The sequence below is a fragment of the Bartonella queenslandensis genome (assembly GCF_018155095.1).
In the GTDB taxonomy this organism is placed as follows: Bacteria; Pseudomonadota; Alphaproteobacteria; order Rhizobiales; family Rhizobiaceae; genus Bartonella; species Bartonella queenslandensis_B.
In genome coordinates this window covers 1-16,122 of the sequence record NZ_NAAI01000006.1, presented here as the reverse complement: position 1 = coordinate 16,122, position 16,122 = coordinate 1, and the positions used below count along the sequence as shown (strand labels likewise).

General features: G+C 38.0%; 20 protein-coding genes and 1 pseudogene. 11 read left to right on the top strand and 10 right to left on the bottom strand.

Translation table 11 applies throughout. The features are described 5' to 3' along the window. Positions 1-6: 6 nt before the first annotated feature. From B5V81_RS05170 to B5V81_RS05155, 4 genes are all read right to left on the bottom strand, one after another. The gene (locus B5V81_RS05170; RefSeq protein ID WP_212112423.1) at positions 7-420 is read right to left on the bottom strand and encodes a hypothetical protein; all 414 of its coding nucleotides are present in this window, start codon (positions 418-420) and stop codon (positions 7-9) included. 49 nt (positions 421-469) lie between these two features. Next, the gene (locus B5V81_RS05165; protein WP_212112422.1) at positions 470-655 is read right to left on the bottom strand and encodes a hypothetical protein; all 186 of its coding nucleotides are present in this window, start codon (positions 653-655) and stop codon (positions 470-472) included. Between the two features lie 289 nt (positions 656-944). Beyond that, positions 945-1,877 (bottom strand): YopJ/AvrA family T3SS effector serine/threonine acetyltransferase, encoded by a 933-nt coding sequence (locus tag B5V81_RS05160; protein ID WP_212112421.1) that lies wholly within the window; start codon positions 1,875-1,877, stop codon positions 945-947. 369 nt (positions 1,878-2,246) lie between these two features. After that, positions 2,247-3,227, bottom strand: a complete 981-nt coding sequence (locus B5V81_RS05155; RefSeq protein ID WP_212112420.1) for a YopJ/AvrA family T3SS effector serine/threonine acetyltransferase — start codon at positions 3,225-3,227, stop codon at positions 2,247-2,249. A 1,381-nt stretch (positions 3,228-4,608) separates the two neighbouring features. Here B5V81_RS05155 and B5V81_RS05150 point away from each other — a divergent pair. After that, positions 4,609-4,782, top strand: coding sequence for a hypothetical protein (locus tag B5V81_RS05150; protein WP_212112419.1), 174 nt, complete (start codon positions 4,609-4,611; stop codon positions 4,780-4,782). Between the two features lie 553 nt (positions 4,783-5,335). Here the strand turns inward: B5V81_RS05150 and B5V81_RS05145 are convergent. After that, on the bottom strand, positions 5,336-5,905 hold the full coding sequence (locus tag B5V81_RS05145) for a hypothetical protein (protein ID WP_212112418.1): 570 nt from the start codon (positions 5,903-5,905) through the stop codon (positions 5,336-5,338). Positions 5,906-7,272: 1,367 nt separating this feature from the next. Here B5V81_RS05145 and B5V81_RS05140 point away from each other — a divergent pair. The 10 genes from B5V81_RS05140 to B5V81_RS05095 all read left to right on the top strand — a co-directional run bounded on the left by B5V81_RS05140 (position 7,273) and on the right by B5V81_RS05095 (position 13,813). After that, complete coding sequence (locus B5V81_RS05140; protein WP_212112417.1) at positions 7,273-7,782, top strand: hypothetical protein; 510 nt, start codon at positions 7,273-7,275, stop codon at positions 7,780-7,782. A gap of 170 nt (positions 7,783-7,952) precedes the next feature. Further along, positions 7,953-8,342, top strand: coding sequence for a hypothetical protein (locus B5V81_RS05135; protein WP_244979389.1), 390 nt, complete (start codon positions 7,953-7,955; stop codon positions 8,340-8,342). A gap of 57 nt (positions 8,343-8,399) precedes the next feature. Then, a complete protein-coding gene (locus tag B5V81_RS05130) occupies positions 8,400-8,969 on the top strand; it encodes a hypothetical protein (protein ID WP_212112415.1) in 570 nt (189 codons plus the stop codon). Positions 8,970-9,167: 198 nt separating this feature from the next. After that, positions 9,168-9,485, top strand: coding sequence for a hypothetical protein (locus B5V81_RS05125; protein WP_212112414.1), 318 nt, complete (start codon positions 9,168-9,170; stop codon positions 9,483-9,485). A gap of 373 nt (positions 9,486-9,858) precedes the next feature. Beyond that, complete coding sequence (locus B5V81_RS05120) at positions 9,859-10,200, top strand: hypothetical protein (RefSeq protein ID WP_212112413.1); 342 nt, start codon at positions 9,859-9,861, stop codon at positions 10,198-10,200. Positions 10,201-10,440: 240 nt separating this feature from the next. Next, positions 10,441-10,803, top strand: coding sequence for a hypothetical protein (locus B5V81_RS05115; protein WP_212112412.1), 363 nt, complete (start codon positions 10,441-10,443; stop codon positions 10,801-10,803). 13 nt (positions 10,804-10,816) lie between these two features. Continuing rightward, positions 10,817-11,962, top strand: coding sequence for a DUF6990 domain-containing protein (locus B5V81_RS05110; protein WP_212112411.1), 1,146 nt, complete (start codon positions 10,817-10,819; stop codon positions 11,960-11,962). An 86-nt stretch (positions 11,963-12,048) separates the two neighbouring features. Beyond that, a complete protein-coding gene (locus B5V81_RS05105; protein ID WP_212112410.1) occupies positions 12,049-12,408 on the top strand; it encodes a hypothetical protein in 360 nt (119 codons plus the stop codon). A gap of 24 nt (positions 12,409-12,432) precedes the next feature. Next, positions 12,433-13,002, top strand: a complete 570-nt coding sequence (locus B5V81_RS05100) for a hypothetical protein (RefSeq protein ID WP_212112409.1) — start codon at positions 12,433-12,435, stop codon at positions 13,000-13,002. 655 nt (positions 13,003-13,657) lie between these two features. Further along, complete coding sequence (locus B5V81_RS05095) at positions 13,658-13,813, top strand: hypothetical protein (RefSeq protein ID WP_212112408.1); 156 nt, start codon at positions 13,658-13,660, stop codon at positions 13,811-13,813. A gap of 48 nt (positions 13,814-13,861) precedes the next feature. Here B5V81_RS05095 and B5V81_RS05090 read toward each other — a convergent pair whose 3' ends face one another. The 5 genes and pseudogenes from B5V81_RS05090 to B5V81_RS05075 all read right to left on the bottom strand — a co-directional run. Further along, positions 13,862-14,377, bottom strand: coding sequence for a Rossmann-fold NAD(P)-binding domain-containing protein (locus B5V81_RS05090; protein ID WP_212112407.1), 516 nt, complete (start codon positions 14,375-14,377; stop codon positions 13,862-13,864). 18 nt (positions 14,378-14,395) lie between these two features. Further along, positions 14,396-14,851 (bottom strand): annotated as a pseudogene (locus B5V81_RS05085) (NADPH-dependent FMN reductase); the annotation flags it as partial. A 15-nt stretch (positions 14,852-14,866) separates the two neighbouring features. Then, entirely contained in the window at positions 14,867-14,959 is a 93-nt protein-coding gene (locus tag B5V81_RS08820) for an NAD(P)H-dependent oxidoreductase (protein ID WP_244979386.1), read from the bottom strand. Positions 14,960-15,210: 251 nt separating this feature from the next. Then, positions 15,211-15,534, bottom strand: a complete 324-nt coding sequence (locus B5V81_RS05080; RefSeq protein ID WP_212112406.1) for a hypothetical protein — start codon at positions 15,532-15,534, stop codon at positions 15,211-15,213. Positions 15,535-15,719: 185 nt separating this feature from the next. Next, on the bottom strand, positions 15,720-16,122 hold a 403-nt coding region (locus B5V81_RS05075; protein ID WP_212112405.1), incomplete at its 5' end, for a hypothetical protein.

Genomic DNA, 16,122 nt, shown 5'->3' with positions numbered 1-16,122 from the left:
TACGCTTCAAGAATAGAAGAGACGTGAAACTTTGATGAAATCAAAAGATTGGTTATGAGATGCTAAATGGATAATGGTTGGTGATGTTTTCCTTAGAAAATGGGGTGTTTGTGGGAGTGTTTCCTTTGGTAGATGGTTTGGCTTTGAGATCTTGTACTGGTTTTTTTGGTAGAGTCCTGTTGGTGGGACAGGTGTTGGGTTGATGCACGATAAGCGTGGTCTATTGCGGTTGTTTGGTGGTAAGAGCTCTGGTGGGGCTATGGTGTCTATCGTATAGGGGAGGTGAGAGTGTTGCCGATATCGTCGTTGACGGGGGCTGGTGTGGTTATCATGGGGACGGTGGTTTGGGGGGTATAAGTGGCTGTTGATTGCTGGCATCTTGTGAAACTTCTCAATAAAGGTTGCGGTGCGTGTCATCATTCTTTTGCTCTTTTGAGAAAAGGAGCCGTGGTGCGAAACAGTAATGGTGCTAAACAGTAAATTGTGTTGCAAGAGAAAGGGGGGTTGTGTGTTTCCCTTGTGGTCGATAGTTTGTGTTGGTTTTTTTGATGGAGTCTTGTGGGTGTGGTAGGTGTTGGGTTGATGCACGATAAGCGCGGTTTATTGCGGTTATGTTGGTTATACGGCATGGAGATGCTTGAGATAAAGCGGACACTCTCAAAAGAACAAGACGTAGGATTTTATTAAAGGGCTTTTACTAAAGACAAAAGCATTTTATGGGTTCAGTGTTCTGCATACCCAAATAGGATCATTATTAAAAGAGCTTTGAGCGAAGAAGAGCTTTGGAATTTCGATACAATTTTAAGAGGGAGGAGTCTTTAAGAAGCGAGTTGTTTGCTATTTTTGTTTTACAAACACAAAAAACAACTTGCTTAGAGAAATCTCTGCTGTAAAACAATATCACTGCTTTCTTTGTTGAAGAGCGAAGAGAGAAAAAATGTCAATTACATTGCTAAAGATTTGTATTCCGTAATCCTTTTTCTGTGTTGTGAAACAGAAACAGTTTTTTCTCCTTCTTTCTTTAAGTTTTTTTCAAATCTCTCGGTTAAAGTTTCACCTTTTTTGTTGACTTTTTCATGTTCAGCACCTGGATTGGCTTTTAGATATTGGTCAAGACGTCTTCTTCCTTGCGCATGTTTGTAAAAAGTGGTTGGAAGATAGGAATCTAATTTTTCAGCAGATAAAGATGCATTAGGTTCACATAATACACCCTTAACATTATCCTTATGAAGTCTTTCTAATTTCTCAGATTCAAGATGAAGCTTTTTGGCAAGGTTTAAGCTGAACATCCCACATTCAGAAGGGCTTCGTTGAATATCCATTTCCGCCATGGTAAAAGAATAAGGAGGCAGTTGAAGACATTCAAGAGTTTGATTTATTTTTATCCCTAATTTGCAAGCAGCGATATTCTGGAATGTTGTAGGTTCAAGCATGATCAAAGAGATTTTGTCATCAAATTTTTGATAATCAATGGCTGCAAAGTGGATTTTGCTTCCCGAATTGACGATAAATCGGGCAGATTTTGCGTCGCTCTCAACGACTTCTTTGAGTGCGTGAGAAAACTCTTCTGCTGTAAGAGCCAATTTAAGATTCATGTCCGGATATTTGCTGTTGGCTTTTTCTACGAGAGATGGCATCACTCTAATATCGGTCTCTTCATAATAAGCATTCAGCCAACGATCCGTGGCGAGATCATCTTCTAAGCCTGTAATAATATCTTTTAATTCTTTGGAACTAGGTGCAACATGTTCTTCTTCTTTTGGGACGGAAGTCTGCATTAAACGGGAAATAAGATCTTCTAAGGATTCTTCCGCGCTTGCCCCTTCGGGTGTTTGTGATGAACGAGGAGAGATGTCTTTTGAATCTTGTGGCTTCATATTATTAGCCTCCATATTGATAATCGGTAGATGATTATTTGCTTACATTTTGGCTAAACAATGTTTTGAAAAAAAGCCTTTGTCTCTTGAACATTAAGGAAAAAATCATCTTTGAGCTATTTTTATAAGAAAGTGGGGTGGGTATTTTCAAAATTCTCGTGTGATTTTTGTTTCTTCAAAATTTTAACATACGAGCTTTAAAATGGGCTGATTTTGATCGAATAATGACGCTTTGTCTTTAAAAGACACATCGCTTACCTCTTGATTTCTTTCAAATAGGAAAACCAATGTGCTGAGACAATCTTAACCATAAAGCAACATCACTTCATTCTTTGTGGATGTGCAATAGAGCTATGGCTAAAATGTTTATTACAGCATCAGAGATTTGTATTCCGTTGCTCTTTTTCTGTGTTGCGAAACAGAGGCCATTTTTGTCTCCGTTTTCACCAAGTTTTTCTCAAATCTCTCGACAAGAGTTTCACCTTTTTTGTTGACTTTTTCATGTTCAGCATCCGGATTGGATTGTAAATATTCCATAAGGCGTCTTCTTCCTTGCAGGTGTTTGTATAAACGAGCAGGAATATACGGATCCAATTTTTCAGCCGGTAAAGGCATGTCTGGTTCACATAAGACACCTTTAACATTATCTTTGTGCAGCCTTTCTAATTTTTGAGATTCGAGATAAAGTTTTTTGGCAAGGCCTAAGCTGAACATTCCACATTCAGAGGAGCTTCGTTGAATATCCATTTCGACCATGGCAAAATGAATAGGAGGAAATGGGTAATATCCAAGAGCTTGTCGCGTCCTTAATGCCAGTAATGCGGGAAGCGTGTCACGCAGTGAGGTCGATTCAAAAAAGATCAAAGATATTTGATCGCCAATGGTTTGATGATCAACAACCGCAAAATGGATGCCCCTATCTTGTGCATTAACAATAAATCTGGAAGATTTTATACCGTTCTCGAGTGTGTCTTTGAGTGCAAGAGCAAAGCCGTTAGGGGGGCTGGTTAGTTTGAGATTCATCTCTGGATATTTACGATTTGCTTGATCGACCAAGGCTGGCATCATGTAAAGATCTAAAATATCATAATAGTTTTTGATCCAACTTCCATCGGCATTATGCTGTTCTAAACCTGCGATGATATCTTTTAATTCCGCACGATTGAAAGGGGTATAATTTATTTTTTCGATATTGAGCTGCTCTAAATGTGTTGCAAGGTTTTCGAAAGCTGCATCTGCACGCGCTCCTTCTGGTTCTGTTGCGCTTGCCCCTTCTGGTTCTGGTGTGCTTGCCCCTTCTGGTATTTGTGGTGAATGAGGGAGGGCGTCTTGTGAATCTTGTGGTTTCATCATATCAACCTTTGTATTGATGATCGATAGGCCATATTATTTTCTTACATTTTGACCAAATAATGTTTTAAAGGAAAGACTTTGACTCTTGAAAATTAAAGAAAAAATCGTACTTTTGGTCTTTTTATAAGAGAACTTTTAAAACCAAAAACTTTCTTAATTTTAAAAATGAGCAGATTTTTTACAGCTGTAAAATCTGGAAAAATTGTAAGAAGTTTGGGGGACGATGTTATCTTTATATTCTGAGTTATTTCTATCGCATGGCTCATTTCAATAAAGCGATGACAACCTTTTTTCAAAAGTTTTACGGATGAAACAATGACATCATCCACAATAGATGTTGGGTGTAAAACAATGCTTATTTTTTAAGAATATGCTTTTGATTTTTTCCGGAAAAAGATATTCATCATCTGCTCTCAAATTATCTACCTCTGCTTTAAAACATCGTTATGCCGTACGATACTATCCCTTGAGTTGTTGTAATATCAGGAAAACCTCCCTTGATACATTTTTAGTATTTTTTTAAGCGTGGTGGTTATTTTTAGGCTTATGTATCGCACTTTTTAGTTCTGAGCAAATAACATGAGAAAATTTTAAGAGGAAAGGTTTGTAGATCCCAAGCACGCCTGCCCAAGAACTGTCATTTCTTAACAAAGTGATGTGGGTTAAAAGCTTCATTCTTTGAAGTGTGGAGGGCTTTGAGAGATGTGGGGCTTTGAGATGTGAGGCTAAAATGTGTCGTGTATCAATAGAAACAGCTGTATTCATCTTATTGCTGTTTGTGTATTGCTTACTCTTTTTGTGATGTATTGAAACGTTGTGATGTATTGCAATGAGGTTTTGTTGGGGATGTTTTTTTAGAGAGGGGCGGGGATACTATTTTCTCTCAATATCTCAAAATACGGGTTTGGATGATGCAAAAGAAAAATGATTTAAAAAAGATAGAAAATACCATCAGACAGTAAACTTCTGCCCCCTTTAACAGTCAAAGCGCAATCTTCTCAAACCGCAAAATTTCATATAACTCCATACATTGCTGCAAAACACACCGCTTTATAATACGCAATGCCCTCTAACAGCCTATCGCAATACAAAAATTTAATGATGAAATCTAAACGCAAAAACCCCTCTACCGCATTTGTCATTAAATACGATTTTTCATATTCTGTCAACAGAAAAACAATTATTTTTCCTTTTTTATCGCGGAAACAAATCTATAGAAAAAAGTGCATTCATTGATTGTGCCGTAAAATATGCTTGTCTTCATGGGAAGTTTCTTTGAGGTGGCAAAGAACGTTTTTTCTTTTGAAAAAGGAAAGGCAAAGGGGAGGGTAAATTGTGGCTTTAAACTTCGTGGTCCTTTATTGATGGAACGGTGTGGTTGGGAGATGTTGAGATTTGGCAGCTGTTGGTGGGGATTACGGTGAGATCATTGCAATGGTGTGGGGGATTGAGGCTTGTGGTGTGGTGTGTGGAGAAGGCGCGTGGATGGGGGATTGTGGTCGATATAAGGGGGACAGGGGATGGATTGTTGGTAGAGATTTTTGGGGGTTAAAAACATTGCTTCTTTGTAAAAAAGTTAAGGTGTTGTTTTCAAGATCAATAGAGTGATTTATAATGATAGATTATCTTTATTCATTTTGAATGAGAGATCTCAAGAGCGTAAAATTTTCTCATTTAAAACGTATGTTGAATTACAATCATGTCTTATCTGTTATGAAAGAGTGGAAGTTTTATTGACCTATAGAATTGTACAAGAAAGAACTTAAAAGATCGATAATGAATAGTCTAAAATCGTAAGGTTGTTGCGATATCAACATTGGGAGCATAAAGTGTATGAGGCGTGTGGTTTATTGCGACAGAGAGAGGTGTGAAGAGGTGGCTCGTGTTATGCCGGAAATAGTGTCCTTTGAGGGTGTCTGTTTCTTGGATTGGTTTAGGGGGTGGGGACTATTTTTAGGCTTGTTTATTGCGCATGCATTTTAAGTTTGAAAATCCCTATGACAAGGGCAAGATTTTTGTGGATCTCAAGAGATCCTATTGAGGGGAGGAAAAATCCAGCGTGGGGTGTCGAATCTTTGTGCTTTTTTGAGGGGGAGGAGGGGTTTTTAGCGAATGCGCTTTTGGCGAGAACAGTCAAAATGTTTATAAAGAGCATCAAGAATAATGCGCAACGAAGCAACAAGCGTTGGCAGTGGTTGATCTTCACTCACAAGATATTGTAATGCCGCATGAAAGTTGTGTTGACGATGAAGATATTGTGCTTCTTTAATTGCTTCTTGCATCTCTTCATAGCGTTGTGTGGCTCTTTCAATCCATTGCTTTTTGGCTTTCTCATCGGAGGCACTGTGCTTAAAGCCATCATAATAGCCGTTTGGTAAACCTTTGGCACATAAATAATCATTTCTGATTTGCAAGTATTGTTGCGCTGTGTCATATTGCTCTTTACTGATGCCTGATGAATCCTCTTTATAGCCAAGTAAACAAAGACGCCCAATATAAGTTCCTACAAGCGGATTTTTTGCTTCTTCGAGGCTTATCCCAAAATGTTTTGCACGCATTTCAATGGCTGATTGAGGTGCAGATTTTCCCTGACCTTTGGCTCGTGAAATACGGCCATTGGGCTCTCTCAGTTTGCTTGTTATTTTCGGTCTACCGCGTTTTTTACCTATTTTCATGAACTTACCATTTAAATGAAAAAGAAACTGCCTGTTGTTGGGGGACAGTGTTGTAAAAAGCACTTGAAGCAAAGAGTGGGGGAAAATACTGAGGAGGAGGAAATTATTTGGAGGAAGATAATATTTTGGGGGATATAAGCCGTTGCAGAGCAAAAAAAGAAACGATACGCACTCTTTTGTAAAGAACAGCAGCGGTATGGAGTGAAAAGATCCTCTGGTGTTTTCTCCTCTTTTCTTGATCCTATCAGTGTTATTTCTCCCCTATCATGTTTATCCTTATCTTTTAGCATCGATAGCGGATGATTTACTTGCTACAGATCTCTCAAACTCTCTGGAAAAAAAGAAATTTTTGTCACATGTGAATGAAAAAATAAAATCCTATCGCTATCCCCTTTGTCTTTTCTCATAAGATTGTTTGGCTTTTTTCTTATGAGCGCTTTTGCGGAAACTTTTCAATTTCTCCTTTAAAAAGACATTAGTTTATTATTGGGGTTTATTATTGAATTTTCTTAGAGGGGGCATGCTTTGGAGCGCTGGATAAAAATATCTGATTTCTATCACGCTGTTTAAGCGTATCTTATTCTTTGTGCGTCGTCTGTTATGATATCGCTTATCTTATAAAATAGCCCTTTACAGAGAAACTTTGCCGGATGTTGAAGGAAAAGAGCATGATATAAAGAACTTCTCCACCCCCATTATTATAGCATAAGATGCCCTCTATTTTCAAATAAAATATCGTTTATCGGCTCAAAATAAACTGTAAAGGATTAAGCGATTTGGGGTAGAAAGTTCCTTTTATCTCTCCTTAGTTAATGGAGAGTAAAAGTTTCTGTTGCGGTTTTTAGGATGAGCATGAAAAGGGCGATATTGTTTAAATGGCGTGATGCAAGACCCAAAGAAGAATTATAAGAACATACCTTGATAAAAGAGGGATTTATAAAAGAGGATTTTATAAAGCTGAGGGACTTGTGAGATACGAGACAGTTCTTTGTAATTTTAAAAGAAGATCTTCTTTAATTTAAGAAATTTAAAGATGAGAATTGCAAAACTTTAAGGCGGCTGTGGGTGCATTTTAGATTATCGATTGTTTTTTTTTGCCAGTGGAGTGTTCAGTGGGGTGTTGTTTCTTGGTTTTTGTGAAACGGCGTCCTTTAGGGGCGTGTAATTGATAAGGGGGAAGAGGGGCATTCAGGCTTGTAAGCATGAGAGAGTGTCTGTTGTCATGGATTCAAGGAATTAAAAACAACACTTAAAAGAAATTATTAGTGCTTGCTTCGTGGTAAAAAGAGTGTTAGGCGGATTCGTCACGCTGGTTGCGTGGTATCAAGTATTGAAGCGTGGGCATTTTAGACATGGGGGAAATCCGTATGATCAAAGATCAATCACAACAGCAATCTACCGATGAGGGGAAGGGTTTTATCTCGCAGTCCGTGTTGGATCAATCGGCTGCTTTTAAAAAAGGAATGCTTCTCTCAACAAAAGATTATGTCATCATTTTTTGCTTAGCTATCCTCTTGTTGGTGCTTTTTGTCGCGATTACCTATATGCAGCCGTGGGATTTTTTCCACGTTATATCTAAAGAACAGCTTCAAGAAATGGGGAAACAAGGTTTTGATAAATTACTTCAGGAAAGTTTAATACGATCTTTTCAAAACAATCCTGCGATTGAATATCTTCGTAACGTAGGGTGGAATAGTGTTTGGGCTTTTTTATGTTTTGTACCGCAAGTGATTTTTGGCGCTCTTATTCTGTTCTTTCCACTCTTTTCTATTTTTAACGCCATATTGAAACGGGATGTGAAGGAAATGATGCTGCTGTGGGAAACAGTGCCGGAGCAGCAACGGTTAGATAACCAATCTCTCGACAAAATACGATAGGGGGAGGAATGACCGCTTCTTTAACGACTTTTTTAATAATTCTATTCTTGATATCCTTAGGGGTGAGTATCTTTATTTATTCTGCATGGACCATGATACTCTTTTCTACCGTGAAGATTATCTTGGCGCTTTATTATTCTTTGATAAAACGGGCAATATTGTTATGTAAGATGCGAAGGAAATTTAAAAAGGCAACAGCGCAGAATTTAAGACATTATCAGGCAGAGGGTCGAGGGAAGAATACAGTTCCTGCAACACAGTTCAGTGTTCTTTCTTTTAAAGAATCTTTAGAACTTTCAAAAAAAGATTATAAAATAATATCTTATATAACTTTTATTGCGGTTGCGCTTTTCACATTTGTTACGTTTCTTTTATCTTTGATCACACGATATACGGCTGTTCCACACAGTGATATATTGCCTTTGTTTTTTATTGGTGCGCTGCCGTTATTGTTTATTTTGGCATTGAGTGTTTTTAGTTTGCCTGTCATTTTAATTCTTCATAGTCTCCTTCATTATGGCGTGAAAAAAGTAGTGAAGAAATTAGAATCATTGGCTTGAGTAGAGAATAAAAATGATGATTTCATATCAATACGATAAGGGGAAAAAGGGAGCGTTATGGTAGAATATTGGGCTTTTTTAGGGGGCATGATTATTGCCATTTTAATGTTTATGGTCATGATCAGACTTCCTTACCTGTTGATCAAGCATATGAGGTTATCCTTTAAACTTGCTCAAGAATTGAAAAAGAGGACGACGCAACAAAAGCAAGCCATACAACAATTGTGCAATGATCAGGGAGAAATGAAAAGGCAGAATCTCACGCATAAGACCCTTGATGCAAAAGTGTGCTTTCTGAACTTTAAAGAATCTCTGCCTCTTTATGCAAAAGAAGGGAAAATAATTCTTTTTGTCTTTATTCTTATTTACCTTCTACAATTTGCTTTCTCTATCGCAAATCTTGTATGGTGGAAGGGGTATATGATTGACTTTATAATGCCGCCGCTTTTAGGAATTCGCATGCTTATATGGTTAGGAATTTTTCTCTTGTTTCCGATCATTGGGCTCATGTGCATAAAATTAACGAGAAAATTGAGAGAAACACTTCAACAATTGGAAGTAGCCATAAAACAACGCGATCAGGCAATCCGTATGCAGAATGTGCAAGGGGAACAAAATGACGAGTAGTATGATAGCATTAGCAGCCTGTTCTTTCCTAGTCTTTATGCTCATAAATGTTGTAATATGGGTGCCAATTTTTATCATTTATTACCTGTTTATCAAGCGTGCGCGGCTCTATTGTAAGGTGAAAAAAGAACTGAAATGCGTGCTGAATGAACGTGATATCGCTTTAAAACAGATCTCTCAAAAATGAAAAGCAGCAGCGTGTTTGATAAGAAACAGCTTTCGCTTGTTTGGCAAGACTATAAAAGAATATTCTATCTTTCGACCATTATGGTGACACTTCCGACAGTTATAACGCTTCTCGTTAAGATATGGAGAAAGAAGGACTTTTTTACTGCGGCTATATTAGAGCCATTGGCATGGATTCTTGCCGGTGCTTTTTTATTCTTACCCATTGTTTTTATGATGCTTTTTATTGTAACACGTCAATTGAAGAAAATGATCCGACAATTGGAAGAAGAGGTTGAACAGAAAAAAGTACCGATGATCCTCTATCATGAAAATGAAGGGGAAAAGTGAAGAGGGGAGCTTTTTGCCTTTGCCGTGTTCTTGAAGAGAGAATGGGGGTTCTTTGCATTTTATGCTTTTTTAATGCTTGTGTTGTGTTTTGAAAAGAGTTGGGGTTCTTGAGATAATAGAAAGATATCTCTATCAAAAATAGCTTGAAGCGATAAAGCAGGCATTAAGACAACAGGGATGCATTGTGAGAGATAAAAACATGCTATTTGAAGTTGATAAAAAACGCTTCTCCGATTTTGTCTTCATAAAAGATGAAAAAAGACAAGCGATTGATTGAACAAGCGATTGATCGTGAGAATTGAATTTATTGGGAAGGACAAAAGTGTCGATTCATACAAATGGCTTAAAGTTTTAGACAAATGAGGGGGAAAAAATGAGGAGCGATGAACAAAATGCAGCATTGGACAGGAAACCACGGTCTTTTTCGATTGAAGAAACGTTTCTGACAAGCAAAAATTATAAAGTCATCTTTTGCATTGCTTTTATGATTGAGGCTTTTAAGATAGCACTTATACTGTTATTTGAGTGGGATTTGACAGGGTGGTGGAATTATAGCCTATTCATTCTCACATTAATATTGGGTTTTATATCAACGCTTCTTTTTTTATTGATCCCTGTTGGCTTTTTGGTCCGTATCATCTTTACACGTTTGTTGCAAAAAAAGATCGATCAGTTGGAGCAAGTAATCTGGCAGCAAAGAAAAACCATTTATTAACAAAATAAGCGCGTGAGGGAGAAGGGCAAAACGAATATTGATATTTATGCATTATAGGCACGCTTCTATTGGTGTGATGTTTAAAGTCAAGGGAAAAGATGCTCTCTCGCATAAAAGATGGAAAAAGACAAAGTGATTGATTGAACAGGCGATTGATCGTGATGAATTGAATTTATTGTAAAGACAAAAGGTTGGATTCATGCGAATGGTTTAAAGTTTTAGACAAATGAGGGGCAAAAAATGAGGAGCGATGAACAAAATGCAGCATTGGATAGGAAACCACGGTCTTTTTCGCTTGAAGAAGCGTATCTGACACGCAAAAATTATAAAGTTATTTTTGGCATTACTTTTATTTTTGCTGCTGTTAGAACGGTTTTTTGGGGATCATTGCTGCTTGGGTGGAAGCTGACAGAGTGGGAAGTGACTATTTTGGTTTCTTTCTTTTTCGTCGCGCAGTTGATAACAGGGTTTATTTTTGTGTTCATTCCTGTTGCCTTTGTGGTCCGTATCATCTTTACACGTTTGTTGCAAAAAAAGATCGATCAGTTGGAGCAGGCAATCTGGAAGCGGATAGCTGCTCCGTATCGACAAAAAAGCACATGAAGGGGAGGGGAAAATGAGAGATATCATTGTCGTATTTTCATGGGGTGTGGGGGTGACAATCTTCACGCTGCTTTCTGCTGTGGTTATGATGTTTATTTGGGCATTGTATTATTCTGCTTTCAAGCGGGTGAGGCTGTATTGCCAAGTGACAAAAGAATTAAAGCGCGTGCTTGAAAATCCTATCGCTTTTGAGCAGCCCAGTGGAAAAACACCGATGATGAAGCCATCATTTGAAGACAACGCTTTGAACGCGTTTTCTCTTTTTGATGAGGATATTCTAACGATGGACAGTGCAACGGCACTTTTAAAGAGTTTGGGATGGAAAGTGGAAATTGAAGGAAAAGGCGATCATTTGGCGACCTATTATTTACCAGATCGTGAAGTACAGTTTCTTTATCATGCTGAGAAGGGGTATCCACAATTTGATTATGGAATTGCGGTGGTCTCAGGTATTCATGCGGCGGCTTGCCAAACGATCGACCCTTATAATTCTGGAGGCTTGATTGCTCTGGAATTGAGTTTTGATGTGAAGGGATTAGAAATTTTTGAAGAAAAGGTAAGCGCAACGCGTTTATGCCATGCGCTCGAGACAGCTTTAGAAAAGGCAATGGGCGATGTTGATCTTGGCAACATGCTTCGTACTCAATATCGCACTCTTCCTTGGGAAAATAAAATTGTGGTCCCTCAATTGACGCCTTATTCGCTGCGCTATCTTGCCGCTCTAGCTTTGCTGGGAGATGTTGAAACTTTACACGCTTATCACAAAAGCTTTATGGAAGGTGAAAGGCTGGGCTTTGAAACAAGCATCGAAGAAGAGCACTTGGCACACGCGATGGTGATCGCTAAGGCGGTAGAAAAGACAAAGCAACCCAGTTACGATTTGCTTCAACAGGCGGCAAAGACCTATTCTCTAGAGGTGGAGAGTTATGAATATTTTAGAGCCACAGATCCAGATTTATGCAATAGAAGGCGCTTTATTTACGAAAATTTGATCGAGGAGAAAAGACAAGAATTAAGGCAACAAGGATATATTGTTTACGAAAAAGACACGGTTTGTGAGATTGATGGAAAAAATGCTCGTCCCCATATTCTTTACATGAAGGATGGAAAATTAGAATATATGGATGTAAAAATTGGGATTGAGGAAAAAAATTATTGAGAAAAATAAAGAGTTTAGATACATTAAAGAAAGCTTAATACTAAAATTAAAATGGCGCGTAAAAATGAGAAAAACAGAGGGGATCAATGCAGGAGAAAAACGCAACATTTGAAGAGTCTTTCTTTTCTTTTAAGAAATTTAGGATCTCTTTAGAAGAAAGCCGTAAAGGGGGGAAAAGGCGTAAAATGATAGGAAAGTCCTTTTCCATCATGTTTTGTGCATATCTTATCATGATGGCTTTAAAAGTTCCTGCGGGTGCAAAGTCTTTTGTACAGCCGTTGCAGTGGGAAAGATGGGAGGGGATTGGTTCTCTGATTTTTCTCTTACCGGTGTTGATTTGGTTTTGTCTTCTCACACCTCTTCCGATCCTTTGGGGGCTGCGCAGTTTTAAAGAGCGAAAATTGAGAAAAATAAGGCAAAAACTGGAAAAAAAACAAAGCCGCTAAAGATCAATCGATGGGGCGATCGCCATGAAGAATGAGGTCGCGCTTTTTATTGTTTTTCTGCCGTTGGGACTTTTTCTGCTCGAGTTCGTGACGGTTTTTGCCATTTTTATCAATATGCTTATCGTGGCGCCTTATTATTGTTTAATTAAGCGTTTGAGGCTCTATTTCAGAGTGAAAAAACAAAGACGCTTGATGAAGGAACAGCCGCAGCATTTTTGTTTCTCTAAAAAAAGCCTAAAAGAAATTGTGCAGCAAAATTTAGCACTGGATACAAAAATAAGTTTCTATTCATTTAAAAAATGGCTCGCTTTTTCAGATAAAGATTATGTCATCTTCTCATGCCTCTCTCTCATCATGATGGTTTTTAAAGTTTATGCCTATGTGATTTTTTTTAATGTTGGGAATTTTGTGGCAGATGAGAAGAGATTTGTCTATATTACCACTTACTTTTTTTTCTTTGTTCTTTTATGGGCATGTATTTTGGCAACAGTTCCTGTTATTATCATCCTTCATGAAATTTTAACCTCTCGGCTCAACAAGAAGATTCAGCAATTGGAAGAGGTGAGTAAATCACCCCAATCAATCAATTTATAAAAGGAAGAGAATAAATGCATTACGGGATGGCGGCTGCATCCACAGTGGTTTTAATGGTTCTGTTGGGGGGGATTTTTGATTTGTTCTTAACAATACCCATTGTGGCACTGTATATTTCTTTTATCAAGCGTCTGATCTCGTATTATAAGGTTACACGGCAATTAAAAGCAGCAATGAAAAAGCGCGTGTAGCCTTCATTCACGCCCTCTTTTCCCCACCATTCTTCTCACAACCTCTATGCTCTTGATAAAGTACACACCCTTGTCTTTACGTTTACACGCTTTTACGATTTTGCTTATTTACAGAAATCTGTAGAAACGAGATAACCATTCCAAGATTATCGATCACCAGCCTTTTCCCCAACTCCCCCACACCATTGTAATCTTTCCACCCGTGCCGTGTCCAAATCTTTATGCCTTCATGTCATAGTGAGATGCAGAGGGCATATTGTTTCTTTTCATTTCAGGTTGACCTGTGTTTGAAGAGGCTAATACCAATCAATAGGTTTGGACAATGTGCTTGGATGGTTATCTGATCTCTGCTCTTTTCTGTAAATAAGCAAAATCATAAAAACGTGGAAACGTAAAGCCAAGGATGTGTGCTTGATCAAGAGCATGGTGGTTGTGAGAAGGACGGTGGGGAAAAGAGGGCGTGAATGAAGCACAAAGGTTTTGACATGGCACGGGGGTGGAACGGTTGCAATGGTGTGGAGGAGTTGGAGGAAAGGTTGGTGATCAATGGGCTTGGACTGTTTATCTCGTTTCTACAGCTTTCTGTAAATAAACAAAATCGTAAAAACGCAGAAATGTAAAGATAAGGGTGAGTGGTTTGTCAAAAAAAAACAAAAGCAAGGATTGAATTACAAGCTGTGTTGTTTCATATGATTTTTTATGGCATCCAATACCTGTTGGCTTATCTCCTGATGGGTTAGCCATCGAAAACCTTTTGATGTTGCTTTTTGTCCTAATTGAATGGAAATGAAATCAATCTTGTTTTTACGTGCGCATTCAACAATCATTTGATCATGAATGTTGGAACCAAAAATATGAAGAATACACGGTGGGTGAGGCAAAAGAGCCAACTGTTCAATTAATGCGCAAGAAAATGCATGCGCGGGTGAATGAATCCATAATACGCAATATTTTAGACCATGCCATTGCTTCACAGCTTCTAAAAATTGTGCCTGTGATGCCGCACAATCATAATCCAAGGGGACGCACAGATGTTTATTTTGTAATGCCTCAAGCTGGGTTTTATGAGAAAAAAAACGTGCAGCAATAATGACCTCTTGTGGTTCTAGTGATTGATACAAAGGAGCAAGCATCCCCGTACCACCTACAACTAAATAACGATATTGCGTATCTTTTTTTTGCATATCCCCTCCCCCTTGGCTTTAAATGCCACCTCTTTTCTGTAAAAATGTGCACATTTCATCAGCAAGCTGTTCACAACGTGTTTGTATCTCTTTACTGATAATTTTCCAAGTACGACCTTCCTCATTCGAGGAAAAATCTTCGTTGGAAGAAGAAATTTGACATTGAAGTGCATAACCATAAAGCGTGCGCACCTCCGGCAATAAATGCTCACACGGTTGTGTACATCTTTTGGCGGAACTTCCATGCGAGATAAGCCCAACAGGTTTATTTAAAAAGGCATTATAGGATAAATTAACAAGAACATTTTTTAAAACACCTAAATAAGATCCTTGAGAAAGAGGACTTGCGAGAATAATATCATCAGCGGCTGCGATGGTTTTTACAAACTGTTTTACCGCGACGCTTGGATTAGCTTCGACTTGGTGATGATAATCTGGATCTGTTATTGGCAAGGGAGTGTCACGTAAATCAACCCAATGAAGTGATGCTTAACGCTTCATTAAGCAATCTGCTAAATAACGGGCTAAAGTTTTTGTTAAGGAAGGTTGACGCACCGATCCCAAAATAATTGCTATCTTCAAAAGATTTTCCCTGTTTCACAATATGGAGATGAGAACTTGAAATTTTAGAGTTTTCATCATTTAAGATGTGGAGAAAATTAAATCAAAGTGCTGTTCTTGAGGGCTAATATAAGGCTATTAAAGGGCTAATATGAGGCAAGTAAAAATAAAAAAACACAATAAAAATAAAACTAAAAAAGGCCCCGTTTCAAAAGGGCCTTTTTATTTAATTTTGCAATGTATACAATTTTATTATAATAACTTTTTGTATCTTATATTCTAGCAGCAATGAGCTGTATGAAATATATAACAAGTGAGCCTAAAAAACTAGCGAAGGCGTTTAATAAATTTATACCTTTTTCATATATATCATTTATTGATGCTTGTTCTGATGCAGTTCTACCGCTTATTCTCAGTATATTCAATGTATCCGAAGAGCTCTTTACTTGTTTAAAAAACTCTAAATGTGTTTTTTCAACAGTATAAGGAGCAACAATAGGAGAGGGCTGTTTATTGACTATACCATCAGATTTTTGAATTGCGAGAGCTAAACCACTTGTGATTGCCCCCGCTATGAAAAAATATCTGATACTCATAGTTTTTCTCCTATATTTATTTCTATAAATAAATATCGATACGTATCATATATAGATTCAATTTAACTGACTATAGTAAAAATACAACAGTCATAAAAAAGAATAAACTTTGTCTACATTTTGACAAAATTTTACTATTAATTGCCTCAATCAATTCTGTCAGATTCTATTTTATGGATATTTTTTTAAAGCTCTGTCCGGAAGTGGAATCCCGTAAGATGGGTGAAAAGAACGGCTGACAAACTTCTTTTTATGCCATTGAGCGAAGATTTGTAAGAATGAGGGTTCAGTAAAATTAAAATGCGTTGTGGTGAAAGTTGAGTAAAACCCTTGAGGGGAAGGATGCACTCTTTTAGAAGGCAGAGTGCATCCTCTATGAGATTGGGACCATGCCTTATGAGGGTGAGGCTGTATCCCTTGAGGGGAAGGATGCACTCTTTTAGAGGGCAGAGTGCATCCTCTATGAGATTGGATACATGCCTTATGAGGGTGAGGCTGTATCCCGTGAGGGGGAGGATGCACTCTTTTGAGGGCAGAGTGCATCCTCTATGAGATTGGGACCATGCCTTATGAGGGTGAGGCTGTATC